The following is a 20216-nucleotide window of genomic DNA, read 5'->3' on the forward strand; positions in this document are numbered from 1 at the left end:
AGTATCAATGCATTCTAGATTCTGTCAAAGAAAAATTTAACAACGAAAGCAAAATACAGTCTATAATAAAGGTAGTATATGTAAATTAGTTTATGGGGAGCTGATGATATGGTCAAAATTGATTTTGAAGAGATTGAAAAGGATGTTTTAGACATATTAAAGAGATATATAGCTATTCCTAGCTACACAAATACCAAATCCGAGCGTCTAGTTGAGCAGTTTTTGATGAGCTATTGCAAAACTCAGCCTTATTATCAAGCTAATCCTGATTACTATGGACTTTATAAAATAGAGAATGATCCTCATAATAGAAGAGTTTTTTGGAATATGGTTAAAGGAACTGGCAATGAAACAATAGTATTCATCCATCACTCTGATATAGTAGAAATAGATGATTATGGTAGATTTAAATCAGATGCTTTTAATCCAGAGCCACTTATAGGAAAGCTTAGACAAATAAAAGAGACTTTTGATGAAGAAATAAAAACGGATCTTGATTCAGGCGATTACATTTTTGGAAGAGGAACTGCTGACATGAAAGGCGGAGGAGCTATTCAGCTCGCACTTATGAAGCAGTATGCCAAGGCAGAAAATTTTAAAGGAAATATAGTTCTAATAGCTGTACCAGATGAAGAAAATTTATCAGCGGGCATGAGAGGAGGAGTAAAGCTTTTAAACACTTTAAAGGAAATCTATGGCTTTGATTATAAGCTTATGATAAATTCTGAACCTCATAGAAGAGAGGATAAAGCAAAGGGTGCTTTTTATGAAGGCTCTATAGGAAAGCTTATGAGCTTTGTCTATGTAAGAGGAGTGCTTGCTCATGCAGGCAATGTGCTTGATGGCTTTAACCCAGTAAATCTAATGAGTGAAATAGTAAGAAGAACTGAGATTAATATGGAGCTAGCAGACAGCCTTGATGATGAGGTGACAGTGCCACCTACTTGGCTATATATGAAAGATAGCAAGAGCTTTTATGATGTATCGCTTCCTCTTAGCATGTATGGATGCCTGAGTGTACTTACTCTTAGTAACACCCCTAAGGACATACTTCTAAAGCTAGAAAAAATATGCATAGATTCATTTGAAAATGTCCTTGAAACCATGAAGAAAAACTATGAGGTATATAGCAGATATCAGAGCAAACCTATGAATTACAAGGTAAAGGTCAAGGATTTTTATGGCATATACACTGAAGCAAAGAACCTTTATGGTGATAGCTTTGAAATAGCATATAATGAAAAGCTGTCACAGCTAAAAACTGGATTTGCCTCAGGAGAGCTTACTATACTAGATGCAAATTTTGAGCTAGTGGATTTTGTAATAGGCTATATTCCAAGTGAGCCTACTGTAGTTTATGGGCTTATGCCGCCTTATTATCCTCATGTTTCGAATAAATTATTTGAAAATTCGGACCCTAAAATCACAGCTTTAAATAATTTAATTAACGAGTTTACGGTGGCGAATTTTGGAGAACAATACAATAAGGTTAATTTCTTTCCAGGAATTTCAGACCTGAGCTATACCAATGTTATAAATGCAGATGAAACGAAAAAGGCTCTAAAAGATGCTATGCCTTTGTTCGAGACTTTATATGATGTTCCTATAGAGGATATAAAGGAAATAGCTATGCCGTGCGTAAATATTGGACCATGGGGGAAAGACCTTCATAAGCTGACGGAGAGAGTATATAAAGTAGATTTATTAAATCGTACGCCTAGGCTCATAGACCATGTGCTTCAAAATATTCTAGGCTAAGAAAAAATGACGATAAAAAGTTGCTAGGAGGAAATGAATGAAAAAAATTTTTTCAGCAGGGATGTTTGTGCTTATCTACCTTGCTGTATACTATGTGTTTCAGTACACATATATTATAGTAGCAACAACATACTACTATGTTTCAGATACCAAGCTACAAAACCTAGAGGTCATGGACTGGCTAAATAACAAGCTTCCATCGGCGATAGTTTTTGCGGCGGCGATATCCTTTTTAGTATATGCATGGATAGTAAAGGCTTCTAAGAAGAAGGACATATTCGATTACTGTAAATTCAATCCTATATCGCTACAAAAAACCACAGCGCTTGTTCTTGCAGGGCTTTCGCTAGTTTCTCTAAATGCTCTTGTAGTGGTAGGTATAAGCATGTTACTTCCAGAAGCTTACGAAGCTCACGTAGAAAACATGATGGGACTTACCTCTTCTGGAGGATTATGGATGATATTTAGTGTAGGTCTAGCCGCTCCATTTATAGAGGAGGTCATGTTTAGGGGACTTATAACAAATGAGCTAGATAAAGTCATGTCCTATAAATGGGTGCTTTTTATTCAGGCACTGCTGTTTGGACTCTACCATATGAATGTAGCTCAAGGCATCTATACCTTTATACTAGCTATATTTATGGGACTTACACTTCACTGGACAAACTCTATCTGGGCGCCTATGATTATTCATATAGCAAATAATCTTTCGAGTGCCCTTATGTCAGAATATATAGATGCAAGCTCTGATATAGTAAACATTGGATTTGGAATATGGATAGGCTTATCGCTTTTATTTATTCTTCCATTTACTTTAAAATATCTATATAAAACTAGAAGTGAGTGGACATCTGAGGAATACTAAAAAAAGAAATCGTCTATTAATGTAGTGAAAGATTACTAATGCCATAAGAAATTTTGGCACACAAAAAATAAAAATTAGACGTTTTATTGACGCACAGCTTTATAATTTACAACCTATAAAATTATGATAGTGTGTCAGTAAATGCCTACAAAATCGAACTTTTTATATGACAAATGGGAAAAGAGGCTAGCTTCATTTTTAATGAATTGGTCTCTTTTTTTAGAATCAAATCAATTTAGCAAACTTACACTCATTATAAAATCTTCAAAATAATGTTAAAATTTAATTAATAAGCTAGACTAAAATTTGACGGATATGATTTATCCTATAAACATCGAGTTATGTAAAAAGATTAGGAGGAGAAAAAATGCAAAACATCATTTTAACAGGAAATACTCTTACACTTGAGGACTTAGTAGAAGTAGCAAGACATGGGGCTACAGTTGAGCTAAGCGAAGAAGCTAGACAAAATGTAATTACATCTAGAGCTATAGTTGAAGATATAGTTGCAAAAGACAAGGTAGTATACGGAATAACTACAGGATTTGGTGAGTTTTCTAAGGTTAAGATTTCTCAGGAAGACTGTGCTCAGCTACAGGAAAACCTTATCAGATCTCATGCTTGTGGATATGGACCATATTTTACTACTGATATAGTAAGAGCTATCATGCTTACTAGAGCAAATGCACTTTCTAAAGGATACTCAGGAGTAAGACCTCAGACACTTGAGACTCTTATTGCTATGCTAAACAAAGGCGTTCATCCTCTAGTTCCAGAAAAAGGTTCATTAGGAGCATCTGGAGACTTAGCTCCATTATCACATATGGTTCTTCCTATGCTTGGACTAGGAGAAGCAGAATATCAAGGCGTACATATGAGCGGAAAAGAAGCTATGGACAAAGCTGGCATTCCTATAATTAAATTAGATGCAAAAGAAGGTCTTGCACTTATAAACGGAACTCAGGTGCTTACATCTACAGGAGCTCTTGCAGTTTATGATGCAATAGGCTTAATCAAGCTTAGCGATATTACAGCAGCTCTTAGCGTAGAGGCACTTAGAGGTATTACTGATGCTTATGATCCACGTATTCACGTGATTCGTAACCAAAGAGGACAGATGGTTACTGCTAAAAATATGCTTAAGCTACTTGAAGGAAGTACTTATGCAACAAGACAAGGCGAGTTAAGAGTACAAGATGCTTACTCATTAAGATGTGTGCCTCAAGTTCACGGTGCTTCAAAAGACACTATATTATATGTAAAAGAAAAAGTTGAGCTAGAGCTAAATGCAGTAACAGACAATCCAATAGTTACAAGAGAAGGCGATATCATCTCTGGAGGAAACTTCCACGGCGAGCCTATGGCAGTAGTATTTGACTTTTTAGGAATAGGAGCAGCTGAAATAGGAGGTATTTCTGAGAGAAGACTAGAAAGACTTATCAATCCTCAACTAAATGACCTTCCAGCTTTCTTAACAAAAGACGGAGGCTTAAGCTCAGGATTTATGATTACTCAGTATGCAGCAGCGGCTCTAGTATCAGAAAACAAAATACTTGCTCACCCTGCATCAGTAGATTCTATACCTTCATCTGCAAACCAAGAAGATATAGTAAGTATGGGAACAATAGCTGCTCGTACAGCTAGAGATATAATAGACAACGTTAAAAGAGTTCTTACTACTGAGCTTATGGCAGCTTGCCAGGCTATAGATTTTAGAGCAAATGATGGATTTGTTCTAGGAATAGGAACTCAGCCAGCTTACGATGTAATCAGAAGAGATGTTAAATTCATGGAAAACGACAATAACATAGAAATGTACAAAGAGCTTGATAAAATAACTGCTCTTATAGATTCTCGTGAAATCCTAGCTGCAGTTGAAAAAGCTGTTGAGTTAGAATACTAGAAGATTAAAGAAAGGGGAAACTTTAAATCATGATGAACAATACTGAAATTGCAGGAGCTATGACAATTAAGCTAGATGACTTCTTACCTGAGATGCCAAAGTTTGAGGAAGGTATCAGAAGAGCTCCAGACAGAGGATTTAGACTGACAAAAGAGCAAACAGAGGTAGCACTTAAAAATGCACTTAGATATATACCTGAAAAATACCATGCTCAGATGATTCCTGAGTTTTTAGAGGAACTAACTACAAAAGGAAGAATCTATGGATATAGATTCAGACCAGAAGGAAGAATCTACGGAAAATCTATCAATGATTACAAAGGAAACTGCGTAGAGGGTAAAGCTTTCCAAGTTATGATAGACAACAACCTAGACTTTGAAATCGCACTATATCCATATGAGCTAGTAACATATGGAGAAACAGGAAGCGTATGCCAAAACTGGATGCAATATCAATTAATCAAAAAATACTTAGAGGTTATGACTCAAGATCAAACTCTAGTAATAGAATCAGGACATCCACTTGGATTATTCAAATCAAAGCCTGATGCACCTAGAGTTATCATCACAAACGCCCTTATGATAGGTATGTTTGACAATATGAAAGACTGGGAAATAGCTGAGCAGATGGGTGTTGCAAACTATGGACAAATGACTGCTGGAGGCTGGATGTATATAGGACCTCAAGGTATAGTTCATGGAACTTACAACACACTTCTTAATGCAGGAAGATTAAAGCTAGGTCTAGGAAAAGATGCGAACCTAGAAGGAAAACTATTCATAACTTCAGGACTTGGAGGAATGAGTGGAGCTCAAGGTAAAGCATGTGAGATTGCAAAAGGTGTGGCAATAATAGCTGAGGTAGATGAGTCTCGTATAGAAACTAGACATTCTCAAGGCTGGGTAAGCAAGAAATCAGCAGATTTAAAAGAGGTATTTGCATGGGCGAAAGAAGCTCAAGAAAGCAAAACATCAATATCTATTGCTTATCATGGAAATATTGTAGATGTACTAAAATACGCTGTAGACAACAACATTCACATAGATTTACTATCTGACCAGACATCTTGCCATAACGTGTATGACGGCGGATATTGTCCAGAAGGCATTACATTTGAAGAGCGTACTAGATTACTAGCTGAAGAGCCAGAAAAATTCAGAGCTATGGTAGAGTCTACACTTAAGCATCACTATGAGCTTATCAAGACGCTTACATCAAGAGGAGTATACTTCTTTGACTACGGAAATGCATTTATGAAATCAATCTATGATGCAGGAGTAAAAGAAATAGCTAAAAATGGAATAGACGAAAAAGACGGCTTTATCTGGCCATCATATGTAGAAGACATTATGGGACCACTGCTATTTGACTATGGCTATGGACCATTTAGATGGGTATGCCTTACAGGAGACCATGAAGATTTAGTAAGAACTGATAGAGCTGCTATGGACTGCATCGATCCAAATAGACGTTACCAAGACCTTGATAACTACAACTGGATAAGAGATGCTGAAGAAAACAAGATGGTAGTAGGTACACAAGCTAGAATTCTTTATCAAGATGCAGAAGGTCGTGTAAACATAGCTCTTAAATTTAACGATATGGTTAGAAAAGGTGAAGTAGGACCGATAATGCTAGGTAGAGACCACCACGATGTATCAGGTACAGACTCTCCATTTAGAGAAACATCAAACATCAAAGACGGAAGTAATGTAATGGCTGATATGGCTGTACAGTGCTATGCAGGAAACGCAGCTAGAGGAATGAGCCTTATCGCTCTTCATAACGGAGGAGGAGTTGGTATTGGTAAATCAATCAACGGAGGCTTTGGACTAGTACTAGATGGAAGCCATAGAGTTGATGAGATAATCAAATCAGCTATGCTTTGGGACGTAATGGGTGGAGTTGCTAGACGTTCATGGGCTAGAAACGAAAACTCAATCGAAACAAGTGCAAAATTCAATGAAAACTATGCTGGCTCAGGTCATATTACACTTCCATATGTGGCTGATGACAGCGCAGTAAAATCTGCTGTAGCAAAGATATTTGAAGGAAAATAAAAAGTATATAAACCAAATAACTATCCCCTCTGCCTTAATTGGCAGGGGGTTTTTTAATTGTAAGCTCAGACTATGAGCCTTTTTGTTATTAGAAAAATATATAAATTCAAGTAGTTTTGGGTATGAATATTAAAGTTCCATGTTAATAATAAAAAAAAAGAGAAAGAGGGTGAGCAAAATAACCTTTATAAAAAACGTTTTTAGTCTTTTTATGGAAAGAAAAGAATTTTTCCTCACATTATTTATACAGCATATGTATCTAACATTTTTAGCTATATTAATAATCACAGTTATAGGTATTGCAGTTGGTATTTATATGACGAGAAATAAGGTTATAGCAGGGTTTATTATGGGAACAGTGAATATAATATACACTATTCCATCTATTGCTCTTTTTGGATTTTTGGTGGCATTAACTGGTGTAGGAAATAAAAGTGCTCTTATTGCACTTTGCATATATGGGCTTCTTCCTGTAATTAGAAACACATATGTTGGGATAAACGAGGTAGACCCTTTTTTAATTCAAGCAGCTACGGGAATGGGAAGTACGGATAGACAGCTTTTGCTAAAGGTTCAAATTCCTCTTGCTCTTCCTGTTATTTTTGCAGGGTTTAGAACTATGGTAGTAATGACTATAGCACTTGGAGCAATTGCATCATTTATAGGAGCTGGAGGACTAGGTGTAGCAATCTGGAGAGGAATAACGACTAATTTTCCTGAAATGACTTTTGCAGGAAGCCTTTTAGTTGCAGGCTTAGCTTTTGTGGTTGATTTTATATTAGGATTGGTTGAAAGGCTCATGAAAAATCAATATGTGAGCACCTAAGGAGGATAAAATGAAAAGAATACTAGCAGGACTGATATTAACAGCAATACTTTTGACGCTTACAGCTTGCTCTAGTCAAGAACCAAAAACTGTAGTAATTGCATCAAAGCCTCATTCTGAGCAGTATATTTTGGCTGAGATGCTATCTCTTCTTATAGAGAATCATACTGACATAAAAGTGGAGAAAAAGCTTGGAATAGGTGGAGGAACATCTAATATACATCCAGCTATGTTAAGTGGTGATTTTGATATATATCCAGAGTATACAGGAACAGGATTGTTGTTTGTGCTAAAAGAGGATCTTATAACAGATTCAGATGAGCTTTATAAAAGAGTACAAGATAGATATCTAGAGGAATACAATATTAAGTGGCTAGGCTTATATGGATTTAATAACACCTACGCCCTTGCTGTAAAGGAATCTACAGCTCAGACTTATAACCTAGAAACCTATGATGATTTGGCTTTAGCTAGCAAGGATTTAGTGTTTGGAGCAGAATATGATTTCTTTGAAAGAGACGATGGATATGAAGCGCTAAAGGATGTTTATGGATTTGAGTTCAAGGATACTAAGGAAATGGATATTGGACTTAAGTACGAAGCTATAGGCTCTGATGAAGTAGATGTAATAAATGCATTTTCAACTGACGGACTAATCAAGCAATATAATTTAAAGGTGCTAGAAGATAATAAAAATTTCTTCCCAGCCTATCAAGCAGCTACACTTATAAGAAAAGAAACTCTAGATAAATATCCTGAGCTTGAAGAGGTTCTTGAAAAGCTAACAGGGCAGATATCAGATGATGAAATGATACAGATGAATTATCAAGTTGAAAAAGAGAATATGGATCCAAGAGATGTGGCAGAGCAGTTTTTAAAAGCAAAGGGACTGATATAATGGCAATAATTGAATTTAGTGAAGTGAGCAAAGCCTATAGTGAAAATGTAGTATTAGACAAATTTTCCTTAGCTATAGAGCAAGGTGAGTTTTTGGTATTACTAGGTCCTTCAGGCTGTGGAAAAACCACTATATTAAAAATGATAAACGGACTACTCATACCTGATTCAGGGGAAATAAACATAAAGGGTAAGCAAATAGATGAGTATGATTTAATTGAATTAAGACGGGGTATAGGTTATGTTATCCAGCAAATCGGACTGCTTCCACACTTGACAGTCGAAGACAATATTTGCTTTGTACTAGATTTATTAAAAAGGCCAGAGACTGAGAAAAAATCAGTAGCAAAGGAGCTTATAAAACTAGTAGGTATGGATGAAAGCATGCTTAGAAGATATCCTAAAGAGCTAAGCGGAGGACAACAGCAAAGAGTAGGGGTTGCTAGAGCCTTAGCAGCAAATCCAGAAATTATTCTTATGGATGAACCATTTGGGGCAGTGGATGAAATAACTAGGAGAAATCTTCAAGATGAACTAATCAAAATCCATAGCAAGCTTAAAAAAACTATAATCTTTGTCACTCATGATATAGAAGAGGCTATAAAATTAGGTACAAGAATAGTGCTTCTAAACAATGGGGTAATAGAGAGAAATGAAAAAAAGAGGGATTTTGTATTAGTAAATGACAGAAGTGAATATGCCAAGAAATTCTTTGAGTCAAAGGATTTTATGGCTTACCTTAATACAATAAAAATCAAGGATTTAGTAATAAAGCAGTCAGATATAAGCTTTGACCTTTATGACAGCAGTAGCGTAGTAAAATATGACGCTACTGTACTTCAAGGGATTCAAAAAAGCATAGAGCTTGGAAAAGAGACTATTCTAACAGTTGATGAAGAAAACAACCCATATGGTTGGTTTTCCTTAACAGAGATATATACAAGACTAATAATTAAATAATATTTAACTTTTGGCTATTGAGAATATATGAGAACAGGATTATAATATAGTTTATATTTTGTTTAATATTAATTTAATTATTATGATTATAAATTGAGGGGTGAAGTCTATGGGCAAAAATGTTCAACAAAGTATTCAAACAAAGTCTGGACTTGCAAAGCAAATCCTAGTGACTTTATTGCCACCTATTTTAATTGTTATGGTGGTGCTTTCAAGCATTGGATATATGTATTCAAAGATGATGATAGAAGAAGAAATATCCTATCAGATGGAGTATAAGCTAGAGCATACTATAGCTGAGATAAATCAGTCGCTTATAGCACACAAACGACTAGGAGAAGCTTTAGGAAAAACAGTAGCATCAAATCCCAATGCACTGACTCAGCCAGAATATGAAGCACTACTAGAGAGTTATTTGGAGGTAAATGACGATACCTTTGGAATAGGAGTTTGGTTTGAGCCAAATATTTATAATAATATGCCAGCTTACTCTCCTTATGCATACAAAGATGGAGCAGGAATAGTGATAGACAATAGCTACTGGACAGAAGGAGTAGATATCTGGAATGAGTCATGGTATAGGATAGGTGCAGATTCAAGTGGAGAAGGAGCTTGGTCAGAGCCATACTACGACCCTGGAACAGATGTGACTATGATTACTTTTTCATATCCTATAGTAAGGGATTCTGCAGTTATAGGTGTTGTTACAGCAGATATAGACCTTACAAGTATTCAAAAGATGGTGGCTGATGTCGAGCTTGCTAAAGGTGGAAGTGCCTTGCTTATAAGTAAGGAAGGCTTATATATGGCAGGTATTAATAAGGATGCTATCATGAAAAACAACATAGTAGAAGATGAAACTACTTTATTTCACAGCGTATCAGGGGATATATTATCTGGAAAGCTCGGGAATACCAGTATAGAAGCAAATGGTGGAAAAAACCTTATCTATTATGATATGGCAAAGGAGACTAATTGGGCAGTAGTTATAGAAATTCCTGAAAAGCAGCTTTTTGAAGGGCTAAATAAGCTACTTGGAATATTTGCAGCTACATGTATAGGCTCTATTATTATACTGGCGATTATAATAGCTTACTTTGCATCCAATCTATCTAAAAGATCTAAGCGTATAAGTAAAGTTGCTGAGCATATTTCAGATGGATATTTAGCTGAAGAGATAGATGCCAAGGACGTGAATAAAAACGATGAACTAGGAGATATTGCTAGAGCATTTTCTAATATGCAGCAACAGCTTCAGAGCATAATTGGCGGATTTAAAGAGGATTCTGTAAAAATAGACGAAAGCTCTAAACTGTTATCTTCATTTTCTCAAGATATGAGTACTACAGCTGAAAGTGTTGCTATGGCAATAAGTGATGTGGCAGCTGGCTCAGCTGACCAGTTCGAAAAGCTTAAGCTAATTTCAGAAACCATGTATGGCTTTGCAGAGGATATAGAGCAGATGTCAAAAGAAGTAAAAGGCATAGAAGAATCTTCAAGCAATATAAAAACCTTGGCAGATTCAAGCTCTACTGAAATGAATATGGTTACAGAATCCTTTGATGGACTTTACAATAACTTTAGTTCTCTTATAGAAAAGGTTAAGCTAGTAGGAGATAACGTAAGCAAGGTAAATGAAATCACAGAGCTCATAAACGAAATATCTGACCAGACAAACCTTCTAGCACTAAACGCAGCAATAGAAGCAGCAAGAGCTGGAGAAGCAGGAAGAGGCTTTGCAGTAGTAGCTGATGAAATCAGAAAGCTAGCAGAAAAAAGCAGGGAATCTTCTGAAGAAATAAATTCAATCATAAGCTCAGTAGCAGTTGAAACAGATGGAATGATTAATTCTACTAAAGCTGTAAGCGAAGAAATAAATGAACAAAAATCCAATATTCAAAAAGCCATAGAATCCTTTGAGAATATAAAGGATTCAGTAGATGAGATTAAGCCAAAGATAGACAAGGCATATGAAGAATCTCAGAGAATCATAGATAAAAAAGATGATATCCTAGTAAACATCAATCTAGTAAGCGAGATATCTGAAAACTCAGCGGCAACAGCTCAGGAGATAGCTGCATCAGCAGAGGAAATGAGCGCATCAGTTGAAGAGGTAACCTCATCAGCAATTACTCTTAACTCCATGACAGAGGAAATGAAGGAAAGAGTTGAGTTTTTTAAGATGGACTAAAAATTTAGACCTATGATTTTAAAAATTAATATATAGATTAAAAATAAGCTGGGCATATGCACCAGCTTATTTTTAATTAAGGGAGTTTATTTATATTTTGAATTTTTCTATATGCACGTCTAAATCTCTTGCAAGTGCATATAACTCATTAGCTTGATTTTTTACATTTTGAATATCATTTAATTGATTCATAATACTAGCATTTACTTCTTGAGTAGCTGCTGAGGACTGCTCTGATACAGCTGAAATATTTTGGATATTAGTTGTTAGTAAAATGCTGTTATTTGTCATAATTTCGATACTATCGTTCATTCCAGACAATTTATCAACTATATTATCAATAGCTGAATTTAATTTATCAAAGCTAGTTTCTGTTAGTGAAACAGCAGAGCTTTGCTTTTGTAAATCTTCCTTTATATTATCCATATTGCCAGATGCGACCTTAGTGGTATCAACAATTGTTGTTATTATTTCGCGGATGTTTTCTGCTGAATTACCTGATTGCTCGGCTAGCTTTCTTACCTCTTCAGCTACTACAGCAAATCCTCTTCCAGACTCTCCAGCTCTTGCAGCTTCTATAGCAGCATTTAAAGCCAATAAGTTAGTTTGTGAAGATATATCTAAAATAGTACTTAGTATCTGCTCGATATTTTTAGTTTCTTTAACCAAGGTGTTTATACTATCCTCGATGTAAGACATACCTGATATAGTGTTTTCATTTTTAGATTTTAGTTCTAGTACAGCATTTTTTGCTTCTATATTACTGCTTTCCATTGTTTCGCTTTCTTGAGCTATTTTATTGCTGTAGTCTTTTACTTTAGAGAGATTTTCATTGAACTCTACAGATATTTGCGAAGCTTTTTCAGTTTCTTCAGCTTGATTTTGTATTCCAAGGGATAGTTCATCCATAACCTTAGCGATTTCTTCAGAAATAGAGCTTACATCGTTGGCTTTTGTAGTCAAGTCTTCAGAAACGTTAACGACATTGTTAGAAGATAGCTTTACAGTATGAACTAGATTTTTTACGCTAGCTAGCATATTGGTAAACCTTGTTCCTAGTTCTCCTAGCTCATCCTTGCTCTTTATATGAGCTACTGCAGTAAGGTCTCCTTGCTCTCCTTTTTCCATTGATTCCTTTAATGTTTTTATAGGGTTAGTTAGACTCTTTGATACATAGATACCTATAATAAGAGCAACTATAATAAAAGCAGCAAACAAGCCGATAAGAGTCATCATCATGGACATAATCTCTGAATACACTTCTTTTTTATCAATCATTCCGATTAGTACCCAGCCTGTTTTATCATTGCGAAGTGAATAAATAAATTTATCTGTTCCAAATACATTGGCTTCAAATGAGCTAGTTTCTTTATCTATTAATTCACCTACCCAAGCTGCTTCCTCAGGATTAGTGAATGCATTTTCTACGACTTGGTCTTTAGTGTCCTCATCGGTATCAATTCTATTGGGATTTAAATTTTTTCCTAGTAAATCTTCTCTTTTAGAAGCTAGTATCATACCTGTTTTGTCCAGAAGAATTACTTCTCCTGTTTTTTCTATATTAGTATCACTAAACAAGCTAGATAGATTTGATATATCTATGTCTATACCTGCAACGCCTATCTGATTTGAAGCTTCATCTTTAATTTCTTTAGTAGCAGTAACTACAGTATTGCCAGTAGCCACATCTGTATAGGCATCTTGCCATAAAATAGCACCATTATTAGTTAATGATTCTTTATACCAAGACTTTCCAGTAGGGTCATAACCCTCAGGAAGCTCAGTTTCTGGATATATATACATATTTTTGTTTTTAGTAGCTATATATACATTTAAGATTTGATTGTTTGCATTAATGAAGCCATTTAATTCTTTTTTCACAGTATCCGCATCTATTACTGCAGATGATTTTGCTATTGAATTCTCTGTTAATTGAGATAGTATAGCTTCGTAACCGCTATAATTTTCATCGATGATTGAACTTATATTGCCTACGGTAGTGTTAAGCTGCTCCGTATAAGAATTACTAAGCGTCTTATACAGGATCATATTTGAAACAAAGCCTGTTGTAAGCATAGGAATAAGTATGATTAATGAAAATATAAAAACTAGCTTTTTCTTTATTGAGCTAAAACCCATTTTGATGCCCTCCTAATTAATGAATTGTTTATAAATACCTTATATATCTTATTATATATAAAAAAAATTATATATAGTTCTTAAGATATAATTTATGAACTCTAAACTTTGGAATTATAAAAAAGAGTTATGGATTATGTCAGCTTTTATAAATTTATGATAAAGTATATATAGAAATTTATTAAAATATAAAGCTATAAGTATATAAAGCTATAAGTATATAAAGCTATAAGTATATAAAGCTATAAGTAGATAAATAAAGTACGAAGAGAAAAGAGGTGAGGATAGCCTTTATGAGTATTGTATGCAATATATTTGGAATTCCATCTATAAAAAAAGGTAAGGCTGAGGTATCTTTTCCATATAAAAAAGCTAAAGCAATATTTTTCTATCTTTTAGTAAACAATCACTCAACTAGAGATGAGCTTGCTAGCTTATTCTGGGATGAGTTATCAGATTCTCTTGCCAAGAAAAATCTCAGGAATGCGCTTTATCAGATAAGAAGTTTACTCGGTGACGACATACTGCTATCCTCTGAAAAATCTCTTGTGGTACTTAATACGGACATAATTACCTATACAAATCCTGAAGCTTTGTCTGAGCCAGAAATATTTATCAAAGCATATAAGGGAGAGTTTCTGCAAGGATTTTCAATTAAGAATGCGCCTTTATTTGAGCAGTGGTATACGCAAGCAAAACAGCAATATAAAGAAAAGTATATTCAAAATTTATACATATCCATAAATGAAGAAAAAACAAAACCTGAAATCAACTGGAATAAAATAATAAAGTACGCAAAGCTACTCACTGAAGTAGATGATTTTGATGAAAGAGCTTATCAAATTCTTTTAGAAGGCTATAAGAATACCAAAGCGTACAGTCAAGCTATAGAGAGCTATAATAAGCTAAAATCTACGCTTGAAAGGGAACTTGGCATAGAGCCAGATGAAGCAACTACGGCTATATTTAATGAAGTACTAGATGCTATGAATGAGAAAAGGCAAAATACAGTCTCAGATTTTTCTGAGTTCTTTGGAAAGTATTCTCAGCTTAGACTTTTAGAGCAAAATCAAGAGGAATTTATGCTAGATAAGCCTCCTACCTCATTTGTGATTTTAGGAGAGGCAGGAATAGGAAAATCCAATCTGATATCAAACTTTTTAAATAGATTAGATAATAAAACAGTTTTGATTTTTAAATCTAAGTGTATCAAAACTCAGAAAAATCATCCATATAGCTATTTTAAGAATTTATTGGTAAACGAAATTGGTGACAAGGCTCTAATAAATAGCTGGAATGAGCATCTTAAAAGCATAATTAGCATGATGGAAGGTAATGAAGAAAACATTTTAGACCTTATGGAGAGTTTTTTCTGGGATTCTTTTGTGGCTATGTTTAAAGACAGTAATTCTAAAATAATACTGTATATAGAAGACATTCATAACATGGATGAAAAAAGCAGGAATCTTTTAGAGTATATGCTTACTAATAACATAAGCATATACATGATAGGAAGCAGTAGCATTAAAGACAAAAATATGATTTCGAAGCAGTTTTTAGCTTTGATTGAAAATCAAAAGCTTGAATTTATTAGCCTTTCACGCTGGGATTACAGTAAGGTAAAGCTATTTATAAGTCAGCAGCTTCCAAAGCATATGCAAACAGAAGCTCTATTTGATGATGTTTATTTTGAAACGCAAGGGAACTTCTTGTTTATAAAGTATTATATAGCTGCAGTTTTAAGTGGAAAAGATCCGAAGAGAATAAGTAGTGACATGATTTTTTATTTTGAAGAAAGACTAAATGATTTATCAAAGTCTGCTCAGGATGTGGCAAAGCTAATTTCGTTTTTCTTTGAAGATACTAGCTTTGAAATGATTAACAGCCTTTCTGATATCAAGGAAGGCAAGCTTATAGATGTAATTCAGGAGCTTACAGATAAAGACATTCTCAAAGAGAGCATTCAAAATGACAGTATAAGATTTTCTTTTACTCATCCGAAGCTCAGACAGTACATATACGAAAGTCAAACGGAAATCAAAAGAAGGTTCATTCATAATCAAATTGGAGATGTTATCGAAAAGCAGCTTCACGACAAGCCTGCAGACATGGATTTATACCATAGACTTATATTTCATTACATGAGAGGGGCAAACAAAGTAAAGGCGCTAGATTATAGCGTAAAGAGCCTTAATCGCTATCTTAACTACTCTCATGAGCTATTTCCAATACTTGCATCTGGAGATGAAGCCTTATTTAAGGATGCATATATGAGCAGAAAGCAAACTCAGGCTTACTTACTAGAAATAGAGAATCTACTAAAAGAGGTAAGACAAAAAGAAGGTCAGACCAGAGATGTAATTATAGGAGAAATCGCATTTTTACATATGAAAGGCAGATATCTAATCAGGGAAGGCAGCTATGAAGAAGGAACTAAATATATAAGTGAAATGATTAGCAAGTCAATAGAAATAAACGACGATGACTACGCTCTAGAGGCATATAAGCAAATGATTTACTACTGCATACAAATCAGTGAAGCTGATAAAATGCAAGAATATATTCAGCTTGCTCTAGATATTGCCATAAGAAGAAACTATCATAAGGAAACAGGTATAATACTTAGATTTAAGGGACTTTACTATATCCTTAAAAAGGAATATACCCTTGCGAAGGAAGTTCTAACTAGCTCTATTAACACCTTTACTATAAGTAAAGAGGTGGCTGAAAAATATGCACTTAATATTGCAGCTGCATATAATTATATAGGAGAGATACATAGGCTAAACAATAACTACGATGAAGCAATAATAGCCTATGAAAAAGCTATAGAGATAGGAAAAGCCAAAAATGCCTATACCAGTCTTATGGTGTTTTGCATAAATGCTGGTCAAGCTATGTATCATAAAAAAGATTACGATAAGGCAAAAGAGTACCTAGATTATGCTAAGCATTGTCAGTCCATGGTAGACATACTTTGGAAAAAAGCCGTACTAGATGTCTATTTGGGTCTGATTTATATAATTAACAAAGATAAAGCTTCTGGTATGAAGCTGATAAAAACTGCGGAAATTGAAGCTAAAAAAATGAAAAACCCTGAAGAAATAGAACTTGTAGCCTGGGCAAAACAAGAAGCTAAAGCACATCTAGAAAGCAGATAAAAATCTAAAATCTAGGTGTGCTTTTTTAAGTTCATTTTAAGTTACTCCCCTATAATGACTTTATGGAATTAAAAAAACTTTAGGAGGAATATAAAATGAAAAAAAGACTAGCAGGTATGTTTCTAGCTTTGATGCTTATAATTATGCCTTTTGCAGGATGTACGGCTCAAGATGCAGTAGGAACTACAGTAACAGAAACTTCTAGTGCATTACAAATTGATTCAACTTATTTTACTGACAGAGACAGCAAAATTGACTACGAAGAGAGTAAAGCCTCCAAAATCGTGCTCAGCTCAACCACTGCTAAAATAACTGGAGATGGAGCGAAGCTAGAAGATAAGACTGTAAAGATAACTAAAGAAGGAACCTATATTTTATCTGGTAGCAGTGATGGATTAAATGTAGTTGTCGAAGCGGCTGACACAGAAAAAATATGGCTGGTATTTGATAATATTTCTATGAAAGGAGTTTCAGCTCCTATTCAAGTGTTAACAGCAGATAAGGTATTCATTACCCTTGCTACGGGCTCAAAAAATACTATTGAAGATATAGACGTGGCAGAAAGTGAAGAACTAAATGCTGCAATATATAGCAAAAGCGATTTAACAATCAATGGAAGTGGAAAGTTAATAGTAAATGGAAAGTACGAGCATGGGATTAAGTCGAGTGATGACCTTAAAATGCTTGGAGGAAGCTTTGTAATCACAGCTGCAAATGATGGACTAAATGCAAACGATGCACTCAATATCAAAGATTCAGTAATAGAAATTTCAGCAAAGGGCGATGGAATCCACAGTGATAAAAATGTATATATAGATGGAAAAAGCCTTAATATAAAAGAAAGTGAAGAAGGTATAGAAGGGAAAGTTGTAGATATAGTAAGTGGGGATATTGATATAAAATCTTCTGATGATGGAATAAATGCTACAGATTCTTCATTAAAAACAGATGAAGTCTCATCAGCTACACCTGAAGGCAATCAGAATGACAAAAATCTAGAAGAAAGACCAGCTCCACCAGAGGGCTTTGGACAAAAACCAGAGAATTTTGAAGATTTGCCAGCCGATGTGCAAGAAAAAATCAAAAATAGACCACAAAGACCAGAAGGTGAAGCTGTTCCTGAAGGCGAAATGCAAAGACCAGAGGGAATGCCTCTTGGAGGAGGCTTTGAAAATCAGGAAGGAACTGAAATTATCATAAGAGGAGGAGACTTATATATAGATGCGAGTGGCGATGGCATAGACTCTAATGGAAATCTAACTGTATCTGGAGGCAAGGTTGTAATCGAAGGCTCAGGGGGTCGAGGAGATGGAGCGATAGATTATAATGGAACAGGCTTAGTAACAGGTGGAGAAGTGTTGGCACTTGGAGGAAGTGATATGCTTCAAAGCTTTTCTAGTGAATCTGCTCAGAGTCATATAGTAGTAACAGCTAAAGAATCGATAGCAGTAGGAGCAAAAATTACTATTAAAGACGAATCAGGTAAAGTTTTATATGAGCATATCAACAAAAAAGCATTTTCTGCGTTAGTATATAGTAGCAAGGATTTAGTTAAAGCTAAAAACTACACTGTTCAAATAGGTGATACTATACTAGAGACTATTTCTAAATAAGCTTTAAAATTAATGTAAAAAAATAGCAATTAATGATAAAAATTTATATTTTACTAGGTTAATTATAGATTTATATATATAAGCTCATTTTGAAAACTTCTCTACTACACTAGAGGAGTTTTCTTGTGTATAGAAGATTCTGAAAATTACCTCTTGCGTTAACATATAAAAAAATTTATATTTTTGAATTTTCAACGAAATTTGGAATTTGTTTCGTCTGCGTGGACAAAATGTACTTTTTGCTCTTCTCTAAACATCTCGTTTATGGTAAAATAATACCGAAGAAGTAATCATTAATATTATAATTTTTTTAGGAGGAATGAAATGAACAACTTATTGGCAAAATGGAACCAAATAAGTCTAGTTAAACGTATAATCATCGGTTTAATCATCGGTATAGTACTAGCGCTTACAGTTCCAGAGCAAGCAAAAGGTGTAGTGATCCTTGGATCTCTATTTGTAGGAGCTTTGAAAGCGATTGCTCCAGTATTAGTACTTTTCCTAGTAATGTCTGCAATCTCTCAGCATAAAGCAGGACAGCAAACAAACATGAAGTCTATCATAGGACTTTACCTACTAGGAACATTCTTAGCAGGACTTATAGCAGTTATTGCAAGCTTTGTATTCCCACTTACATTAACACTTCCAGGAACTGAAGGTCTTGGAGACTTAACTCCTCCAGGAGGCGTTACAGAAGTTCTTAAAGCACTTCTTATGAACCTAGTTGATAACCCTGTAAAAGCATTATTCAATGCAAATTACATAGGAATTCTTGCTTGGGCAGTTCTTTTAGGACTAGCACTTAAGCATGCAGCTCAATCAACTAAAGATATGATTTCTAACTTTGCTGATGCAGTAGCTCAGATGGTTAGATGGGTCATCAATTTAGCTCCATTTGGTATCATGGGATTAGTTTTCGATTCTATTGCTACTAGTGGATTAAGCACACTTTTAGGATATGGACAATTAATCGTTCTTCTTGTAGGAACAATGTTCTTCGTAGCTTTAGTAGTTAACCCTATTATAGTTTACGTATACACTCGTAAGAATCCTTACCCACTTGTATTAAAATGTCTTAAAGACAGTGGTATTACAGCATTCTTTACTCGTAGTTCAGCTGCGAACATCCCTGTTAACATGAGCCTTTGCGAGGAGTTAAACCTTGATAAAGATACTTATTCAGTATCTATTCCTCTAGGAGCAACTATCAACATGGCAGGAGCTGCGATTACTATTTCAGTACTTACTCTTGCAGCAGTTAACACTCTTGGTATTGAAGTTGATTTAGCTACAGCAGTAATCCTAAGTGTTCTTTCAGCAGTATCTGCTTGTGGAGCATCTGGAGTTGCTGGTGGATCATTACTTCTTATCCCTCTTGCTTGTAGCTTATTTGGTATTCCAAATGATGTAGCTATGCAGATGGTTGGAGTTGGATTCATTGTTGGAGTTATTCAGGATTCATGCGAGACTGCTCTTAACTCTTCTACAGACGTATTATTCACTGCTACAGCAGAGTTTGGAAAAATGCGTAAAGAAGGAAAAGCTTTTGATATGATTCCTCATAGAGCAAAGCACTAATAATAATTATATAACTAAAATAAAAACCAGTTTCTATAATAAGAAACTGGTTTTTTTATGGAAATAAAAGGATTTCTGACTGGTGGATAATAATTAGAATTGCTTATAAAAGATTATTTTCTTGCAATTGTATAAACAACCTCTAATTTGACGACGAGTTGTTTATGTGATATAATGCTTTAATATACAGTTAGGAAGTGATTTTATGGTAAGGACTAATATGTTAGCAAAAAGACTAGTTATGATGTTTGGTTTGATTATGGTT

At 34.8% G+C, this 20216-nt stretch carries 12 protein-coding genes and 1 pseudogene; 11 read left to right on the forward strand and 2 right to left on the reverse strand.

The features are described from left to right. The first annotated feature begins 108 nt into the window (after nucleotides 1–108). The 8 genes from B5X47_RS03720 (at nucleotide 109) to B5X47_RS03755 (ending at nucleotide 11460) form a co-directional block, all read left to right on the forward strand. Entirely contained in the window at nucleotides 109–1758 is a 1650-nt protein-coding gene (locus B5X47_RS03720; protein WP_079588874.1) for a M20/M25/M40 family metallo-hydrolase, read from the forward strand. Between the two features lie 37 nt (nucleotides 1759–1795). Further along, the gene (locus B5X47_RS03725) at nucleotides 1796–2623 is read left to right on the forward strand and encodes a CPBP family intramembrane glutamic endopeptidase (RefSeq protein WP_079588875.1); all 828 of its coding nucleotides are present in this window, start codon (nucleotides 1796–1798) and stop codon (nucleotides 2621–2623) included. A 367-nt stretch (nucleotides 2624–2990) separates the two neighbouring features. Continuing rightward, entirely contained in the window at nucleotides 2991–4526 is a 1536-nt protein-coding gene (hutH, locus tag B5X47_RS03730) for a histidine ammonia-lyase (protein WP_079588876.1), read from the forward strand. 29 nt (nucleotides 4527–4555) lie between these two features. Then, on the forward strand, nucleotides 4556–6586 hold the full coding sequence (locus B5X47_RS03735) for a urocanate hydratase (RefSeq protein WP_079588877.1): 2031 nt from the start codon (nucleotides 4556–4558) through the stop codon (nucleotides 6584–6586). A 211-nt stretch (nucleotides 6587–6797) separates the two neighbouring features. Further along, the gene (locus B5X47_RS03740; RefSeq protein WP_242950995.1) at nucleotides 6798–7412 is read left to right on the forward strand and encodes an ABC transporter permease; all 615 of its coding nucleotides are present in this window, start codon (nucleotides 6798–6800) and stop codon (nucleotides 7410–7412) included. 10 nt (nucleotides 7413–7422) lie between these two features. After that, nucleotides 7423–8310 (forward strand): glycine betaine ABC transporter substrate-binding protein, encoded by an 888-nt coding sequence (locus B5X47_RS03745; protein ID WP_079588879.1) that lies wholly within the window; start codon nucleotides 7423–7425, stop codon nucleotides 8308–8310. Then, nucleotides 8310–9269, forward strand: a complete 960-nt coding sequence (locus B5X47_RS03750; protein ID WP_079588880.1) for an ABC transporter ATP-binding protein — start codon at nucleotides 8310–8312, stop codon at nucleotides 9267–9269. Before B5X47_RS03745 ends, B5X47_RS03750 begins: the two co-directional genes overlap by 1 nt. Before the next feature lie 109 nt (nucleotides 9270–9378). Next, complete coding sequence (locus tag B5X47_RS03755) at nucleotides 9379–11460, forward strand: methyl-accepting chemotaxis protein (protein ID WP_079588881.1); 2082 nt, start codon at nucleotides 9379–9381, stop codon at nucleotides 11458–11460. A gap of 90 nt (nucleotides 11461–11550) precedes the next feature. On the opposite strand, the gene B5X47_RS14075 is transcribed toward B5X47_RS03755, so the two are convergent. Further along, entirely contained in the window at nucleotides 11551–12369 is an 819-nt protein-coding gene (locus B5X47_RS14075; protein ID WP_408605642.1) for a methyl-accepting chemotaxis protein, read from the reverse strand. A 126-nt stretch (nucleotides 12370–12495) separates the two neighbouring features. Next, nucleotides 12496–13599: pseudogene (locus B5X47_RS14080) on the reverse strand (cache domain-containing sensor histidine kinase); the annotation flags it as partial. Between the two features lie 293 nt (nucleotides 13600–13892). On the opposite strand from B5X47_RS14080, the gene B5X47_RS03765 reads away from it, so the two are divergent. The 3 genes from B5X47_RS03765 (at nucleotide 13893) to sstT (ending at nucleotide 19951) form a co-directional block, all read left to right on the forward strand. After that, nucleotides 13893–16760 (forward strand): AAA family ATPase, encoded by a 2868-nt coding sequence (locus tag B5X47_RS03765; protein WP_079588883.1) that lies wholly within the window; start codon nucleotides 13893–13895, stop codon nucleotides 16758–16760. 95 nt (nucleotides 16761–16855) lie between these two features. Further along, nucleotides 16856–18373: a carbohydrate-binding domain-containing protein gene (locus tag B5X47_RS03770; RefSeq protein WP_079588884.1), complete on the forward strand. Its 1518-nt coding sequence runs from the start codon at nucleotides 16856–16858 to the stop codon at nucleotides 18371–18373. Between the two features lie 324 nt (nucleotides 18374–18697). Beyond that, a complete protein-coding gene (sstT, locus tag B5X47_RS03775; protein ID WP_079588885.1) occupies nucleotides 18698–19951 on the forward strand; it encodes a serine/threonine transporter SstT in 1254 nt (417 codons plus the stop codon). The last annotated feature ends 265 nt before the right edge of the window (nucleotides 19952–20216 follow it).

Source organism: Acetoanaerobium noterae (assembly GCF_900168025.1).
GTDB classification, from domain to species: Bacteria; Bacillota; Clostridia; order Peptostreptococcales; family Filifactoraceae; genus Acetoanaerobium; species Acetoanaerobium noterae.